The 16,086-nt window shown below is 69.1% G+C and carries 12 protein-coding genes, 1 pseudogene and 1 riboswitch; of the genes and pseudogenes, 8 read left to right on the top strand and 5 right to left on the bottom strand.

The genetic code is table 11. The features are described from left to right. Positions 1-4 precede the first annotated feature (4 nt). Positions 5-2,605 (top strand): ATP-dependent chaperone ClpB, encoded by a 2,601-nt coding sequence (clpB, locus tag I8J32_RS00790; protein WP_207526710.1) that lies wholly within the window; start codon positions 5-7, stop codon positions 2,603-2,605. A gap of 63 nt (positions 2,606-2,668) precedes the next feature. On the opposite strand, the gene I8J32_RS00785 is transcribed toward clpB, so the two are convergent. Then, on the bottom strand, positions 2,669-3,451 hold the full coding sequence (locus tag I8J32_RS00785) for a hypothetical protein (RefSeq protein WP_200614178.1): 783 nt from the start codon (positions 3,449-3,451) through the stop codon (positions 2,669-2,671). Next, positions 3,448-4,488 (bottom strand): hypothetical protein, encoded by a 1,041-nt coding sequence (locus I8J32_RS00780; protein WP_200614176.1) that lies wholly within the window; start codon positions 4,486-4,488, stop codon positions 3,448-3,450. The genes I8J32_RS00785 and I8J32_RS00780 overlap by 4 nt, the downstream gene beginning before the upstream one ends. 275 nt (positions 4,489-4,763) lie before the next feature. Next, positions 4,764-5,007: riboswitch (cobalamin riboswitch) on the top strand. 114 nt (positions 5,008-5,121) lie between these two features. Between I8J32_RS00780 and btuB the strand changes: the two genes are divergently transcribed. Beyond that, positions 5,122-7,029: a TonB-dependent vitamin B12 receptor gene (gene btuB, locus I8J32_RS00775; RefSeq protein WP_200614174.1), complete on the top strand. Its 1,908-nt coding sequence runs from the start codon at positions 5,122-5,124 to the stop codon at positions 7,027-7,029. Between the two features lie 86 nt (positions 7,030-7,115). On the opposite strand, the gene ybaL is transcribed toward btuB, so the two are convergent. Beyond that, complete coding sequence (gene ybaL / locus I8J32_RS00770) at positions 7,116-8,795, bottom strand: YbaL family putative K(+) efflux transporter (RefSeq protein WP_200614172.1); 1,680 nt, start codon at positions 8,793-8,795, stop codon at positions 7,116-7,118. A gap of 264 nt (positions 8,796-9,059) precedes the next feature. Between ybaL and I8J32_RS00765 the strand changes: the two genes are divergently transcribed. Further along, positions 9,060-10,928, top strand: coding sequence for an ABC-F family ATP-binding cassette domain-containing protein (locus I8J32_RS00765; protein ID WP_200614171.1), 1,869 nt, complete (start codon positions 9,060-9,062; stop codon positions 10,926-10,928). A gap of 141 nt (positions 10,929-11,069) precedes the next feature. After that, on the top strand, positions 11,070-11,396 hold the full coding sequence (locus tag I8J32_RS00760) for an FmdB family zinc ribbon protein (protein ID WP_200614170.1): 327 nt from the start codon (positions 11,070-11,072) through the stop codon (positions 11,394-11,396). Positions 11,397-11,487: 91 nt separating this feature from the next. On the opposite strand, the gene I8J32_RS00755 is transcribed toward I8J32_RS00760, so the two are convergent. After that, positions 11,488-12,081 carry a DUF3011 domain-containing protein gene (locus I8J32_RS00755; RefSeq protein ID WP_245156460.1) on the bottom strand — a complete coding sequence of 198 codons (594 nt, stop codon included), beginning with the start codon at positions 12,079-12,081 and terminating at the stop codon, positions 11,488-11,490. A 106-nt stretch (positions 12,082-12,187) separates the two neighbouring features. Further along, positions 12,188-12,307 (bottom strand): annotated as a pseudogene (locus tag I8J32_RS17425) (DUF3011 domain-containing protein); the annotation flags it as partial. Positions 12,308-12,768: 461 nt separating this feature from the next. Between I8J32_RS17425 and aspS the strand changes: the two are divergent. The 4 genes from aspS to I8J32_RS00730 are packed head-to-tail and all read left to right on the top strand — an operon-like array spanning position 12,769 to position 16,066. Further along, positions 12,769-14,556, top strand: coding sequence for an aspartate--tRNA ligase (gene aspS, locus I8J32_RS00745; RefSeq protein ID WP_200614167.1), 1,788 nt, complete (start codon positions 12,769-12,771; stop codon positions 14,554-14,556). Between the two features lie 5 nt (positions 14,557-14,561). Beyond that, entirely contained in the window at positions 14,562-14,879 is a 318-nt protein-coding gene (locus I8J32_RS00740) for a DNA primase (RefSeq protein ID WP_200614166.1), read from the top strand. Positions 14,880-14,882: 3 nt separating this feature from the next. After that, on the top strand, positions 14,883-15,407 hold the full coding sequence (locus I8J32_RS00735; protein ID WP_200614165.1) for a GNAT family N-acetyltransferase: 525 nt from the start codon (positions 14,883-14,885) through the stop codon (positions 15,405-15,407). After that, the gene (locus tag I8J32_RS00730; protein ID WP_200614164.1) at positions 15,404-16,066 is read left to right on the top strand and encodes an alpha/beta fold hydrolase; all 663 of its coding nucleotides are present in this window, start codon (positions 15,404-15,406) and stop codon (positions 16,064-16,066) included. Before I8J32_RS00735 ends, I8J32_RS00730 begins: the two co-directional genes overlap by 4 nt. Positions 16,067-16,086 lie beyond the last annotated feature (20 nt).

Here is a 16,086-nt window from a genome sequence, read left to right as displayed (position 1 = left end):
GCCCATGCGAATGGACAAGCTCACCTCACGCTTCCAGCAGGCCCTCAGCGACGCCCAGTCGCTGGCCGTGGGTCGCGACCACAGCCTCATCGAACCCGCGCACCTGCTCACCGCGCTGCTCGACCAGAGCGGCGGCAGCACGCGGCCCCTGCTGTCCCAGTCCGGCGTGAACGTGCCGCTGTTGCGCGAGCGCCTGTCCGAGGCGTTGGACAAGCTGCCCAAGGTCACCGGGCAGGCCGGCAACGTGAGTGTGGGCAACGACCTGGCCCGGCTGCTCAATGTCACCGACAAGCTCGCCCAGCAGCGCGGCGACAGTTTCATCGCCACCGAGCTGTTCGTGCTGGCCGCGCTTGACGACGGCGGCGAGGTGGGCCGCGCGCTGAAGGCCGCCGGTGGCAACAAGGCGAGGATCGAGGCGGCGATCGAGAAGATCCGGGGAGGCGAGGCCGTGCAGTCGGAAAATGCCGAAGACCAGCGCCAGGCGCTGGACAAGTACACCATCGACCTGACCGAGCGCGCCGAGAGTGGCAAGCTCGATCCGGTGATCGGCCGCGACGAGGAGATCCGCCGCACCATCCAGGTCCTGCAGCGCCGCACCAAGAACAACCCGGTCCTGATCGGCGAGCCGGGCGTGGGCAAGACCGCAATCGTCGAGGGGCTGGCCCAGCGCATCATCAATGGCGAGGTCCCCGAAGGCCTGCGGGGCAAGCGCGTGCTGTCGCTGGACATGGGCGCGCTGATCGCCGGCGCGAAGTTCCGCGGCGAGTTCGAGGAGCGCCTGAAGGCCGTGCTCAACGACCTGGCCAAGAACGAAGGCCAGGTGATCCTCTTCATCGACGAGCTGCACACGATGGTCGGCGCCGGCAAGGCCGAGGGCGCGATGGACGCCGGCAACATGCTCAAGCCCGCGCTCGCGCGCGGCGAGCTGCACTGCATCGGCGCGACCACGCTCGACGAATACCGCAAGTACGTGGAGAAGGACGCCGCGCTGGAGCGGCGCTTCCAGAAGGTGCTGGTGGGCGAGCCGTCGGTGGAGGACACCATCGCCATCCTGCGCGGACTCAAGGAAAAGTACGCGGTGCACCACGGCGTGGAGATCACCGACCCGGCCATCGTCGCCGCGGCCACGCTCTCCCATCGCTACATCGCCGACCGCCAGCTGCCGGACAAGGCCATCGATCTGATGGACGAGGCGGCCTCGCGCATCCGCATGGAAATCGATTCCAAGCCGGAGGAACTCGACCGCAAGGAACGCCGGCTGATCCAGCTCAAGATCCAGCGCGAGGCGCTGAAGAAGGAGAAGGACGAGGCCTCCAAGCAGCGCCTGGCGGATCTCGAGGTTGAGATCGCCACGCTCGAGCGCCAGTTCAACGACCTGGAGGAGATCTGGAAGGCCGAGAAGGCCACCCTGCAGGGCGCGACGAAGATCAAGGAGCAGATCGAGCAGGCCCGGCTGGAACTGGAGGCGGCCCAGCGCAAGCAGGACTTCGCCGCGATGAGCGAACTCCAGTACGGTCGCCTGCCGGAGCTGGAAAAGCAGCTGAAGGCGGCGCAGGAAGTGGAGACCCAGGGCTTCACCCTGCTGCAGGACAAGGTCACCGAAGAGGAGATCGCCGAAGTGGTCTCGCGCTGGACCGGCATCCCGGTCAGCAAGATGCTCGAAGGCGAACGCGAGAAGCTGCTGAAGATGGAAGACCAGCTGCATGCGCGCGTCGTGGGCCAGGCCGAGGCGATCAAGGTCGTCTCCGATGCCGTCCGCCGTTCGCGCGCGGGGCTGTCCGACCCGCATCGGCCATCGGGTTCGTTCCTGTTCCTGGGTCCCACCGGCGTGGGCAAGACGGAGCTGTCCAAGGCGCTGGCCGAGTTCCTGTTCGACTCCAGCGACGCGATGGTGCGCATCGACATGAGCGAGTTCATGGAGAAGCACGCGGTCAGCCGCCTGGTCGGCGCGCCCCCGGGCTACGTCGGCTACGAGGAGGGCGGTTACCTCACCGAGGCCGTGCGCCGCCGTCCGTACAGCGTGATCCTGCTCGATGAAGTCGAGAAGGCGCACCCGGACGTGTTCAACATCCTGCTGCAGGTGCTCGACGACGGCCGCCTCACCGATGGCGAGGGCCGCACGGTCGATTTCCGCAACACGGTGATCATCATGACCAGCAACCTGGGCTCGCAGATGATCCAGGACATGGCGGTCGACAGCGCCGGCGGCGACGGCTCACCGGAGGCCTACACGCAGATGAAGGCGGCAGTGATGGGCGTGGTCCAGTCGCACTTCCGGCCCGAGTTCATCAACCGGCTCGACGACATCGTCGTCTTCCATCCTCTGGACAAGGCGCAGATCCGCGAGATCGCGAAGATCCAGCTGCGCGGCCTGGACAAGCGCCTGGCCGAGCGCGGCCTGCGGCTGGTGCTGTCGGACCAGGCGCTGGCGCTGCTGGGCAACGTCGGCTTCGACCCGGTGTACGGTGCGCGGCCGCTCAAGCGGGCGGTGCAGCAGCAGCTGGAAAACCCTCTGGCCACGAAGATCCTGGCCGGCGAGTTCGCCGCCGGCGATACCGTGCAGGTGGATGCCGAAGGCGGGCACCTGGTGTTCCGCAAGGGCTGAGATGGCCGGCCACGTCCGTGGGCGTGGCCCTGCGGTTGCCGCGGCGATGCCTGTCGCTCCGTATCAGCCGATCGGCGGCGGCGGCGGGGGCGGCGGGGGCGGCGGGGGTGGCGGTGGGGTCACATCGCTGCCGGGTGGAATGACGGGCGTCGGCGTCGCCGGCGGTGGCGAGGACGGCGGGTTGTGGTTGTGGTCGATGATCTCGTGAACCGCGTAGGCGGTGACCAAGCCGATTATCACCTTCAGCCAGGTCGGCATGCCGCGGAAGTACTGCTTCTGCCACTCGATCGTCCGTTCCGCTTCGTATGAGTCGATCTTCTGCGCCTCGGCCGTGCCATCGGCACGGACGGTGTAGCGCCAGTAGGCGCCGACCGTGGTGGCGATCGGCACCTCCAGGTCCACGCTGCCTTCGATGACCGTCAGCACGTCGCCCGCGTCGCTCGCCTCGAGATTGATCAGGCTTTTGGTGACCAGCTGGATCTTGGGGGACTTCAGGCAGATGTTCTTGGCATGGACGAGCACCTTCCCCTTCAGCATTTCCATGGCGACGCAGCGTGCCGTGACGATCAGGTTGGGATCAGTGTCCTCGTCCAGCTGGATGTAGCCGTCGTAGCCGCCGATGGTGAGATCGAGGCGGACGCTCGTGTCCGCTCCGGTGGCCATCGTGTCGCCATCGAAGATCTTGTACTTGGTCCGCTTCTTGATGCGGGTGCCGTTGATGTAGGCGTTGTCCCCGTCGGCCGCGAGGGTTCCTATCTGTTGTCGCGGCGGCGACTGCGCGGAGACGGTGGCGCAGGCCAGGATATTGCACAGGCCCAGCACGACGATGGCGGCGAGGGTTTTCATGGGTCGGTTCCTTGTGACGATGCGGGCACCGGCTCGAACAGGTCACGCACCTGCACGATCTCGGCGCTGGAGATGCCGCCGGCCGGTATCCATGTGACCTTGTGCGCGACCGCGTCCCAGACGACGAATTCGCCATCGGTCTTGCTGATCAGGAATAGGCGCCCGGGCGTGGCCGCCACCGGCGGTTCGCGGACGAGGCGCAGTACCGGGTAGATCGTCGGGCGCTGCAGTACGCCGTAGTCCATGGGCAGCAGCAACAGGCACAGGGCGACGGACACGATGAACGGCGCGATCAGCCAGGCCCGCCATTTCCAGGGCATGACGATCCACCAGGTCACGCAGGCGAGCAGCACGACGGTCAGTGCCAGGTACAACTGCGCGTCGAACGCGGCGCCCAGGTTGTCGGCTTCCCCCCGCAGCAGCGCCTGGCGCAGACAGGCGGAATCGGTCGCGTCGAACGTGGCGCAGACGGGGGCGGCCCCGTCGTAGAGCAGGTTGGCGACTCCCAGCGGCGCGTACAGCAGATCGAGGACGAAGCCCGTCTTGGCGATGAGATAGACAAAGGCGGCGCCGTAGAGGAGGTAGCGGCCGCGTTCCCACGTATGTTCGACCGCGCTGCGTTGCCGCCAGCCCCGGTAGCGTTCCCGCCATGCGTCCCGCCGTCGCCGGCCGCAAAGCGCCAGGCAGCCCGGCACCAGCAGGAGCAGGCCGAGCACAGCCAGCAGCACGGCGACGATCTCGGCCATCTCCTGGGCCATGGTCAACAGGAACTTGGCGCCTTCCTGCAGGAAGTGGTCGCTGTCGTAGGTGACGAAGCCATACAGGCCCAGCATCGACATGTGGGCCCGGGTCACCAGGTAGCCGCAGGCATAGAGCATGGCGGTGATGCCCGCCAGCGAGCCGCCCACCCAGAGCAGGAACCCCTTCAGGCCGGTGGCGATGCCGATCGCTTCGGGCAGCGCGGCGGTAATCGGGGGCGCCGGCGCCGGGTCCGGCGCGCGCGATCGAGGGTGGTGGGCGGGTGGCCGGGCCTGCATCGTTCGTCATCGGCCGGCGGGGCCGTTGAGCCCGCTGCCGCGCGACGGCCTGGCATGCACCCGGAGCGGGGGCTTCTGCATCGAGGCCATGGCGTTGTCCCTACGCGCGGTTCCTGCCCACTCCAACGCGCAAGTCGGGGGGGAACGGTCAGGCGGGGCGGGGGGTGGGTGAGGTGCCCGGCCTCGGCCCGCTCCAGCCGGCGCCGCATTGTTGTCGCTGCGCGCTGCGGCGCGCTCGAAATCCTCGGCGCTGCAACTAATTCGTGGCGCCTGCTAGACTTCGCGCCGCCTGAGGTGACCGTCGCGTGCTGCGACGGTTGAAACGGGAATCCGGTGCGCCCCCTGTCTGGTCGACAGGGCGGCTATTCCGGAGCTGCCCCCGCAACGGTAGGTGTTGGGCCCAGGATGGCCCGGGAATGGCGAATGCCACTGTGCGCGATGCACGGGAAGGCGCCGCTCCTGGACGCGCTTCAGCGTCCGCGCACGAGCCCGGAGACCGGCCCCAAGGCCTTTCCCGACATGCGGTGGGCTATGTCGCGGGGCCATGCATCCGCGTGCCGTCTCGCCACTCCCTCCCCGCCTGTCCCTTTCCCGGTATACCCGCGCGGGCAGGCGCGGCCTAGGAGTATTGCCATGCGTTCCGTTTTCCTTTCCACGCCGCGGCGCTCGCTGCTGGCGCTTGCGCTCGCGTCCCTCATCGTCCCGACCGTGCGGGCGCAGCCGGCCGGCAACCCGGCCAGCGACCCGGCCACCGACCTCGACGACGTCGTGGTCACCGCCACGCGCACCGCGCAGACCATCGACGCGACGCTCGCCGCGGTGACGGTGATCACCCGTGAGGACATCGACCGCCGCGCACCCGCGTCGCTGCCGGACCTGCTGCGGGGCGTCCCGGGCCTCACCATCGGCGCCAATGGCGGGCCGGGCAAGGTGGCGTCCAGCTTCCTGCGCGGCACCGATTCCGACCACGTGGTGGTGCTCATCGACGGCGTGCGCGCCGGATCGGCCACCAGTGGCGGGATGGCCTTCCAGGACCTGCCGGTCGAGCAGATCGAGCGCGTGGAGATCGTGCGCGGCCCCGTGTCGAGCCTGTACGGCGCCGACGCCGTCGGCGGCGTGATCCAGATATTCACCCGTCGCCCGCACGGCCCCTTCCAGGCGACCGTCAACATCGGTGCCGGCAATTTCGACACCCAGCGCTACGGCGCAGGCGTGTCCGGCCGCAGCGACGCCTCCGGCGGGCACGGTGGCTGGTACTCGGTGCACGCCGCGCACGAAACCACCGGCGGCATCGATTCCTACCGCGACAATCCCGCCTCGCCCTGGGACGATTTCGCCCTCGATCCCGATCGCGACGGTTACCGCAACAGCTCCCTGTCGCTCGGTGGCGGCTACCGGTTCACCCCGGCCTGGGACGTCGAGGCGCGTGCGCTGCGGGCTGAAGGCCACAACGATTACGACAGCAGCTGGTCCAATGAGTCGGACGTGGTGCAGGAGATCCTCGGCAGCCGCGTGCGCTACACGCCCAGCGAGCAGGTCACGGTGACCCTCAATGCCGGCCGCAGCGAGGACACCAGCCACAACTACTACGACGGTGTGTTCATCGACCGCTTCGACACCCGCCGCGACAGTGGTTCGCTGCAGGGCGACTTCGGCGTCGGCCAGGCCCTGCTGAGCGTCGGCTTCGACTGGCGCGAGGACCAGGTCGGCGGCACCACGACCTACGACGTCGAGCAGCGCATCAACCGCGGCCTGTTCGGGCAGTGGCAGCAGCGCTTCGGCGCGCATGCCCTGCAGGCCAGCCTGCGCCGCGACGACGACACCCAGTTCGGTGGCGAGACGACCGGCAGCGTGCTGTGGGGGTGGGACTTCACCGATGCGCTGCGCCTGACGGCGAGTTACGGCACCGCCTACAAGGCGCCGACCTTCAACGACCTCTATTTCCCCGGCTTCGGCAACGCGGCCCTGTCGCCGGAGACCTCGGCCAGCGCGGAACTGGGCCTGCGCGGCAAGCATGGCTGGGGCGGCTGGTCGGTCAACGCGTTCCAGACGCGCGTGGACGACCTGATCGCCTACGACCCGACGCCGACCCCGACCCGTCCGTTCGGCCAGCCGAACAACATCGACAAGGCACGCATCCACGGCGTGGAAGTGACGACCGAAACGACGCTGGCCGGCTGGAGCGTGCAGGCCAACGCGACTTGGCTCGACCCGCGCAACGACAGCGGCGGCTTCGGCGACGACAACCTGCTGCCGCGCCGCCCGCGCCTGAGCGGACGCATCGACGTGGACCGCAGCTTCGGTGCGTGGTCGGTGGGCGGCAGCGTCAATGGCGCCGGCGAGCGCTACGACGATCCGGGCAACTTCGTGCGCGTTCCGGGTTACGGCACCACCGACGTGCGCGTGGGCTACCGGTTCGCACAGGCCTGGTCGGTGCAGCTCAACCTCGACAACGTGTTCGACAAGGACTACGAGACCGTCGCGTTCTATCCGCAGCCCGGTCGCAGCTGGTTCGTGAGCTTGCGGTACAGCGGGCAGTAGTCCGGCGGACTGCCGCGCTCGGGCGGTGCGGGCTCCTTCCCCCGTAAGCGGGAAGGAGCCCAGGGCGCTGGGTTACATCCCGGCCGTCACACCGCCGCCGGGGGCAGGTGTTTCGCCCCGCGGTAGGTGGGCGTCGCCATCACCATTTCCGCGATGCTGTGCGCCAGTTCGCGCTCGGCCATCACGGCCGCGTCGGCGCCGTGCTCGAGCAGGTGCTTGACCTCGGCGTCGCTGTGGCCACGCGCGACGATGCTCATCGTCGGGTTCACGCGGCGCAGGGTGGTGATGATCTGGCCGGCCTCCAGCGCGTTGGGAATGGCCAGCAGGGCCATGTGCGCCCGCTCGGGGGCGGCTTCGCGCAGGACCGCTTCGTTGACGGCGTTGCCGCGCACAGCGTGCATGCCGTCGGCACGGGCGCGGTCGATCAGGTAGTCCTCGTCATCGATCACCACCAGCGGCACGTGGTGGTCGGACAGCACGCGGGCCAGTTCGCGTCCCACGCGGCCGTAGCCGATCAGCAGCACGTGGCGGTCGATGTCCTGCGGCACGGCGGCCAGCGCGTCGGCGGTGGCCTGCACCTGCGCGGTCTCCGCCGCGCGGCGACGGTCCAGCGCCCGCGTCATCAGCGGGTTGAAGGTGATCGACAGCAACGCGCCGGCGAGGATCAGGTCCAGCCCTTCCTGGGGCAGCACCTTCAGCTGCACCCCCAGTCCGGCGAGGATGAAGGAGAACTCGCCGATCTGCGCCAGGCTGGTACCCAGCAGCAGCGCCGAGTTCTGGTTCTTGCCGAGCAGGCGAGCCAGTCCCCAGACGATCGTGCCGTTACCTACGACGATGATCGCGAAGGTGGCCAGCACCTGCAGCGGGCGCTCGACCAGGATGGAGGGGTTGAACAGCATGCCCACCGAGACGAAGAACAGCACCGCGAAGGCATCGCGCAACGGGAGCGTCTCGTTGGCCGCCTGATGGCTGAACTCGGACTCGTTCAGCAGCAGGCCGGCGAAGAAGGCCCCCAGAGCGAAGGACACGCCGAACAGTTCGGCCGATCCGAAGGCCACGCCCAGTGCGATGGCCAGCACGCACAGGGTGAACAGTTCGCGTGAGCCGGTCCCTGCGACCCGCTCCAGCAGCCAGGGCACCACCCGGCGTCCGACCAGCAGCATGAGCGCGACGAACGCGCCGACCTTGAACAGCGTCTTGATCAGCGCCGTGCCAATGGCCACACCGTCGAGGTCGGCGCCCTTGAACATGCCCGCCAGTGCCGGAAGCAGCACCAGCACCATCACCATCACCAGGTCCTCGACGATCAGCCAGCCCACCGCGATGCGCCCGCGGTTGGTGTCCAGCAGGCGCCGTTCCTCGAGTGAGCGCAGCACGACCACGGTACTGGCCACCGACAGCGCCATGCCGAACACGATGCCCGCGCCGTCGGTCCAGCCGAACATGCGCGCCAGCCCCCAGCCCATCAGCGTGGCGAGCGCGATCTGGATCACCGCGCCGGGCACGGCGATGGCCTTGACCTCCAGCAGGTCGCGCAGGGAAAAGTGCAGGCCGACGCCGAACATCAGCAGGATCACGCCGATCTCGGCCAGCTGGGGGGCCAGGGTCGGGTCGCCGACGAAGCCGGGCGTGAACGGGCCGGCGACCACGCCGGCAATCAGGTAGCCGACCAGCGGCGACATGCGCAGTCGCTGCGCGATCGCGCCGAAGATGAAGGCCAGGCCGAAGCCGGCGACGAGGATGGCGATGAGCGAGGTGTGGTGCATGGGCTCCTTTGCGGATGGCGGATGGCGGATGCCGGGGAGTGGCGCGGAATGCGGCGGCCCCGGATCGACACGGCGGCTGCGCGCGAGGGGCGCCGCGCGGGCGTCCCGAGCGCCCACCTTAACGCGCCGGCCGTGACCGTGGCGGGGCCGGCGGCGCCCGCCGGGCACCCCGATCGGCACGATGCCCGCCATTTCCGCCACATTTGCGCGATTGACGCGCGCATCCAGTCCCGCCCGTGGCCGCCGCCCGCTTACAATTCCCCCATGATTGCCTTCCGTGATTTCGCCCTGCGTCGGGGCGAACGCCTCCTTTTGTCCAACGTCGACCTGGCCCTGCAGGCCGGCTGGCGGCTGGGTGTCATCGGCCGCAACGGCACCGGCAAGTCCTCGCTGTTCGCGGCGATCCAGGGCGAAGTCGAGGCCGACAAGGGCGATATCGACGTGCCCGCGCGCGTTCGTATCGCCAGCGTCGCCCAGGAGACCCCCGCGCTGGACGATCCCGCGCTGGACTTCGTCCTGTCCGGCGACGCGAAGGTGCACGCCGTCATCCGCGCCGAGCGCGAGGCGATGGAGCGCGAGGACTGGGAAGCGGTCGCCGAGGCCCACCACCAGCTCGAGGAACTGGGCGGCTACGACGCCACCGCGCGGGCCGGCAAGCTGCTGCACGGCCTGGGCTTCACCGCCGACACCCACGCGCGGGCAGTGAAGGAATTCTCCGGCGGCTGGCGGGTGCGCCTGAACCTGGCGCGCGCGCTGATGACGCCCAGCGACCTGCTGCTGCTGGACGAGCCCACCAACCACCTCGACCTCGACGCCGTGCTGTGGCTGGAACAGTGGCTGCTCAAGTACCCCGGCACGCTGCTGCTGATCTCGCACGACCGTGAGTTCCTCGACGAGGTCACCACGCACACGCTGCACCTGCACGACGGCAAGGCCAAGCTCTACACCGGCGACTACACCGCCTTCGAGCGCCAGCGCGCCGAGCACCTGCGCCTGCAGCAGATCACGCACGAGAAGGTACAGGCCGAGCGCGCCCACCTGCAGAGCTTCATCGACCGCTTCAGCGCCAGCGCCGCCAAGGCCAAGCAGGCGCAGTCGCGGGTCAAGCGCCTGGCGAAGATGGCCAACACCGAGGCCGTCCGTGCCGAGCGCGCGCTGCGCATCGAATTCCCGCCGCCGGCGAAACTGCCGCACGCGCTGCTGCGCCTGATCCACGCCGACTGCGGCTACGGCGAGCACGTGGTGCTCGACCAGACCAGCTTCATCCTCGAGGCCGGTGACCGGGTGGCGCTGCTGGGTCCCAATGGCGCCGGCAAGTCGACGCTGGTGAAGTCGCTGGTCGGCGAGATCCCGTTGCTCACCGGCGAGCGCGGCGGCCATCCGGACCTGCGCATCGGGTACTTCGCCCAGCACACGGTGGAGTCGCTGCGCGAAGGCACCAGTCCGATCGACCATCTGGGCGACATCGCCCCCGGCGTGTCGACGCAGCAGCTGCGTGATTTCCTGGGCAAGTGGAATTTCCCCGGCGATCGCGCCTTCGAGTCGGTCGACAAGTTCTCCGGCGGCGAACGCGCGCGACTGGCGCTGGCCCTGATCGCCTGGCGCCAGCCGAACGTGCTGCTGCTGGACGAGCCGACCAACCACCTCGACCTGGACATGCGCGAGGCGCTGGCCGAAGCGCTGGCGACCTTCGATGGCGCGATCGTGCTGGTATCGCACGACCGCCACCTGATCGGCCTGGTCTGCGAAACGTTCTGGCGCGTGGCCGACGGCGTGGCGCAGCCCTTCGACGGCGACCTGGACGCCTACGCGATCTGGCTGCGCCAGCGCGATACCGCCGAGGCACGGCCCAAGGCCGGGGCCAAGGCGCCGGCCCTCGCGCCCGCCGCCGCGGCCGCCCCCGCACCCGCCGGGCCCAGGAAGAAGGCCAACGCGCACAAGCTCGCGCAGGCCGAGGCCCTGGTGGCCGAACTGGAGTCGAAACTACACGCCATCGACATGGATCTGGCCGACCCGGACGTCTACGCCGACGGCGGCACCAACGCCACCGAGCTTTCCCGCCAGCGCGACGCGCTGGTCGCCGACCTGGCCAAGGCCGAGGAGAGCCTGCTGGGGCTGTACGACGCGGCGTGAGCGGGCGCCCCGCCGGTCCGGAAGGCCCAGGCGGTTTTCCGGTAGACGCGGGGGTCCAGGAAGCGAAAACGCTTGATTCCCCGCGCCAGGCCCCCATCCTGTGCGCTCCGTTTCCCCAGGCCGCTGGCCACACCGCATCCCATGCCGATCTACGCCTTCGAATGCGCCCACTGCGGCCACCGGTTCGACCGCCTGCAGCGGCTGTCCGATCCTGACCCGACCGACTGCCCCGCCTGCAGTGAGCCGCAGATCCGGCGCCAGCTGACCGCTCCGCAGTTCCGCCTGGCCGGTGGCGGCTGGTACGAGACCGATTTCAAGAAGGACGGCGACAAGAAGCGCAACCTGGCCGGGGAGGGCGGTGCAACCCCGTCCCCCGATGCCAAGACCGACACCAAGCTGGCCGAAAAGAAGGCCGACCCGGCTCCCGCGCCGGCGGCGCCCAGCACGCCCAGCAAGCCGGCGACCTGAACTCCCGCGGGGGCAGGCGGATCCAGGCCCGAAAACAAAACGGCGGCCCCTCCCGGAGCCGCCGTCTTCATTTCTGGAACCTGCCGTGAGGTCAGTCGCCGAACCGCGCGCGGCAGCCCCGGCTGACCCAGATCGTGTTGTGGCTTTCCATGCCCCAGCTCCTGCCCTCGATGCAGGGTTCGCGTGAAAGCTGCTGCAGGACCCGTGGCTGGCCCTGGCCCGGCGGCCAGTGGCACGAGGTGCGTTGGCCGTTGTCGCTGGAACAGGTGACCGAGCGCGCGTTGTTCGGCCAGCTGGAGCCGCCGGAGGCGAACTCGGCGCGGCAGCCGCGCATCACGGTGATCCGGCCATTGCTGGATTCCCAGGAATACCCCTGGGTGCAGGGCGTGCCCGACAGCTGGCGGACCACCCGGCTCGCGCCCCGCCAGGGGACGTCGCAGGTACGGGCCCGGTTGTTGGTGCTTTCGCAGCGGATCGTGCCGCCGGCGCCCGGATCGGTGCCGTCATTCCAGCGCGGCAGGAACTCCGCACGGCAGCCACCCCAGACCTCCACTTCGCCGTCGCGCGAATCGTAGGTGCGGCCATCGATGCACTGGGTGTCCGACATCTGCCGGCTGACCCGCGAGGGCCCCGGCCATGGCGTCCGGCAGGTGCGCGTGCGGCTGCTGTCGCTCTCGCAGCGGATCGGCTGGACCGAGCCGGGGGTCGAAGCCGCCGTCGCCGCCGCCGTCGCTCCAGGCTTCGGCGAACTGCGCGCGGCAGCCGTTCCAGACGGTCACTTCGCCATAGCCCGCGGTCCAGCTGCGGTTCTCGATGCAGGAGGAGCCCGACAGCTGGCTGACCAGGCGGGAACGGCCGCGCCAGGGCGTGGTGCAGGTGCGGCGGCGGTTGTCGGTGCTTTCGCAGCGCATGGACGCGCCGGGGTCCGATCCCTCGACGCCACCCAGAGACTGGGCGATGTCGGTCTTGATCCGGCTGAAGCCCCAGTTCGAACGGTTCACCTGGTCGAGGTAGAAGCGCATCTGATCGTCGGGAATGCGCTGCCCCCCGGACTGCTCCTCGTATTCCAGGGCGATGACCCGTTCCTGGTCGGGAATCGGGAGGCTGTGGAGGTTTTCCGGCGCGTAGGCCTTCGGCCTGACCTGTGCCGCAGCGGGCGCGGCCAGGGCGATCAGGCACAGGGCCGCCAGGAGCGGCTTGTACAGGTTTTTCATGGTTCCCCCGTCGATGTCGATGTTCCGGACCAGCCCCGGGCAACGCCCGGGCACCAGTAACCCGCCACTGCCGTTAAAATGCCGTGTTCCCGGCCAGCGGCCGGATGCAACCTGGCCCGGCCCCTCTGGCCGGACCGAACGCACTTCCCGGAGCTTTCATGCGCACCCATTTCTGCGGCCTCATCAACGAGGCCCTGGTCGGTCAGACCGTCACCCTCTGTGGCTGGGCCGACGTCGCCCGCAACCTTGGTGGTCTGTGTTTCATCGATCTTCGCGACCATGAGGGCATCGTGCAGATCGTGGCTGAACCCGATGAGAACACCGCCGGCAACGCCGGGGTCGTCGCCGCCGCCGCCCATGTCGGTTACGAGGACTGCCTGCGCGTGACCGGCGTGGTGCGTCGCCGGCAGAGCGTCAACGACAAGATCCGCACCGGCCAGGTGGAGATCGTCGCCACCAGGATCGAACTGCTCAACAAGGCCCAGCCGCTGCCGTTCCACGCGCACGAGAATCCGGGCGAGGACATCCGCCTGCGCTACCGCTACCTGGACCTGCGCACGCCCGACATGCAGCGCAAGATGCGCACGCGCACCAAGCTGGTCGCGGCGCTGCGCCGTTACCTCGACGAACGCGACTTCCAGGACATCGAAACGCCGATCCTGACCAAGGCCACGCCCGAGGGCGCGCGCGACTTCCTGGTGCCGGCCCGCATGCACCCCGGGGAGTTCTACGCCCTGCCGCAGTCGCCGCAGCTGTTCAAGCAGATCCTGATGATGGCCGGCTTCGACCGCTACTACCAGATCGCGCGCTGCTTCCGCGACGAGGCGCTGCGCGCCGACCGCCAGCTCGAGTTCACCCAGCTCGACATGGAGTTCGCGTGGGTGACCGAGCGCGACGTCCAGGACACCGTGGAGGACATGATCCGCGCGGTGTTCCGTGACGTGATGGGCGTGGAACTGGCCGCAAGCTTCCCGCGCATGACCTACGAGGAGGCCATGCGCCGCTTCGGCTCGGACAAGCCCGACCTGCGCAATCCGATGGAATTGACCGACGTCGCCGGGCTGGTGAAGTCCTGCGAATTCAAGGTCTTCACCGACTGGGCCAACCACGAGGACGGCCGGGTGGTCGCCCTGCGTGCACCCGGCGGCGGCGTGTTCTCGCGCAAGCAGATCGACGACTATGCCGCGCACGCGGCCAAGTTCGGCGCCAAGGGCCTGGCCTGGATGAAGATCGAAGACGCGGCCCGCGGCCGCGAGGGCCTCAACTCGCCGATCGCCAAGTTCCTCGACGACGCCACCCTGGCCGCCATCGTCCAGGCCACCGGCGCCACCACGGGCGACGCGATTTTCTTCGGTGCGGCGACGTACAAGTCGGCTTCCGACTTCATGGGCGCGCTGCGCCTGAAGCTGGGCCGCGACCTGGGCCTGGTTGCCGACGCCTGGGCGCCGCTGTGGGTCACCGACTTCCCGATGTTCGAGTGGGACGAAGAGGAAGGCCGCTACGTGGCGCTGCACCATCCCTTCACCGCGCCGGCCGTGGATTCGATCGAGGACCTGCGCGCCAATGCCAGGACCGCCGTGTCGCGCGGCTACGACATGGTGCTCAATGGCAACGAGATCGGTGGCGGGTCCATCCGCATCCACAACTCGCAGATGCAGTCGGCGGTGTTCGAACTGCTGGGCATCGGTGCGGAGGAGGCGGAAGGCAAGTTCGGCTTCCTGCTGGACGCGCTCAAGTACGGCGCGCCGCCGCACGGCGGCATCGCCTTCGGCATCGACCGCATCGCCGCGCTGATGGCGGGCACCGAATCCATTCGCGACGTCATCGCCTTCCCGAAGACCACCACCGCGCAGTGCCTGATGACCGGCGCGCCTTCGCCGGTGCCGGAAGCGCAGTTGGCCGAAGTGCACGTGCAGGTGCGCCCCAAGGTTTCCTCCAAAGAATGACCGCCATGACCGAAACAGCATTCGCATTGCAGTGGGAAACACTCGCCAATGAGGGCGCGGCAGACGCGCTCACCACCCAGCGCGCCCGCGTGTTCGGCGGCTGGCTGGTACGCGTGACGGCCGGTGCCGCCCAGTCGCTGGCCTTCGTCCCGGATGGCGAAGGCCGCTGGGACGGCGAGGACTTCGGCGAAGGCGACTACGAATACGAAGAGGACGAAGACGAGTCCGACGAGGAGTACGAGGAATCCGAAGAGGACGACTCGGACGAGGAAGAAGACGAGGAAGGCGAAGAAGACGAAGAAGCGGACGAAGAGGGCGCCTGAGCCATGCATGTCGTCCGCCGCGCGGTGCCCGCCGATGCCGACGCGCTCGCGACGCTGGGCGCGCGCACCTTCGTGGAAAGCTTCGGCCACCTGTATTCGCAGGAAGACCTGCAGGCTTTCCTGGAGCAGTCACACACCCCGCAGGCCTACGCGAAGCTGCTCGGCGACGCGGCCTACGCGCTGTGGCTCGCGCACGACACGGCGGGCGAGGCGATCGGCTATGCATTGGCCGGGCCCAGCGGGCTGCCGCATGCGGACGTGAAGCCAGGGGATGGTGAGCTCAAGCGTCTGTACCTGCGCGCGGATTGCCAGGGCTCAGGCACCGGTGCCCGCCTGTTCGAGCAGGCCCTGGAGTGGCTGGAACGCGAGGGTCCGCGCACGATCTGGATCAGCGTGTGGTCGGAGAACTTCGGCGCACAGCGCTTCTATGGCCGTTACGGATTCGAAAAGGCCGGCGAGTACGAGTTCATCGTCGGCCAGCAGCGCGACCACGAGTTCATCTACCGGCGCGACGCGCGCACCGCATGATCCGCCGCGTCGTCCTGCTGCACGGCATCTGGATGCCCGGCGTGGTGATGCGCTGGCTGGCCGCGCGGTTGTCTGAAGCGGGTTTCCAGTGCGAGACGTTCGGCTACTACGGCGTCGCGCAGGGGCCCGACCAGGCGCTGCCCTCGCTCGTGGACACGCTGGCGCGCGAACCCTGCCACGTCGTCGCCCACAGCCTGGGCGGCCTGGTGGCGATGCAGGCGCTGGTCCAGCACCCGCAACTGCCGGTGGAGCGGCTGTTGTGCCTGGGTTCGCCGCTGCGTGGCAGCGGTGCGGCGCAGGGCATGCGACGCCATGCGTGGTCGGCGGTGACGCTGGGCCGGGCCGCGACGCTGCTGGAAGGCGGATTCGGGCAATGGAGCGGACGTGCGCAGGTGGGCGTGATCGCCGGCACCTCACCGGTGGGCCTGGGTCATCTGTTCGGCACCTTCCAGGGCGAGCACGATGGCTCGGTCTCGGTCGAGGAGACGCGCCTGCCCGGGATCGCCGACCACGCCGTGGTGCACGCCAGCCACAGCGGCATGCTGTTTTCTCCCGAGGTGGCGGCGCTGGCGTCCGCGTTCCTGCAGCACGGGACGTTCCACGCCGCGCAGGCCCCACCGGGGCCGGCCCAGGCCGGGCGCGACGGGCCGGGTCGCTGATCCGGGTCAAATGAAAGCAG

Origin of the sequence: Lysobacter solisilvae (assembly GCF_016613535.2) — a bacterium.
Lineage (GTDB): Bacteria > Pseudomonadota > Gammaproteobacteria > Xanthomonadales > Xanthomonadaceae > Agrilutibacter > Agrilutibacter solisilvae.
This window is presented reverse-complemented; position numbering and strand designations above follow the sequence as displayed.

Coding starts and splice junctions, on each gene's coding strand:
- clpB (WP_207526710.1), top strand. CDS start 5: ATGCGAATGGACAAGCTCACCTCACGCTTCCAGCAGGCCCTCAGCGAC.
- I8J32_RS00785 (WP_200614178.1), bottom strand. CDS start 3,451: ATGAAAACCCTCGCCGCCATCGTCGTGCTGGGCCTGTGCAATATCCTG.
- I8J32_RS00780 (WP_200614176.1), bottom strand. CDS start 4,488: ATGCAGGCCCGGCCACCCGCCCACCACCCTCGATCGCGCGCGCCGGAC.
- btuB (WP_200614174.1), top strand. CDS start 5,122: ATGCGTTCCGTTTTCCTTTCCACGCCGCGGCGCTCGCTGCTGGCGCTT.
- ybaL (WP_200614172.1), bottom strand. CDS start 8,795: ATGCACCACACCTCGCTCATCGCCATCCTCGTCGCCGGCTTCGGCCTG.
- I8J32_RS00765 (WP_200614171.1), top strand. CDS start 9,060: ATGATTGCCTTCCGTGATTTCGCCCTGCGTCGGGGCGAACGCCTCCTT.
- I8J32_RS00760 (WP_200614170.1), top strand. CDS start 11,070: ATGCCGATCTACGCCTTCGAATGCGCCCACTGCGGCCACCGGTTCGAC.
- aspS (WP_200614167.1), top strand. CDS start 12,769: ATGCGCACCCATTTCTGCGGCCTCATCAACGAGGCCCTGGTCGGTCAG.
- I8J32_RS00740 (WP_200614166.1), top strand. CDS start 14,562: ATGACCGAAACAGCATTCGCATTGCAGTGGGAAACACTCGCCAATGAG.
- I8J32_RS00735 (WP_200614165.1), top strand. CDS start 14,883: ATGCATGTCGTCCGCCGCGCGGTGCCCGCCGATGCCGACGCGCTCGCG.
- I8J32_RS00730 (WP_200614164.1), top strand. CDS start 15,404: ATGATCCGCCGCGTCGTCCTGCTGCACGGCATCTGGATGCCCGGCGTG.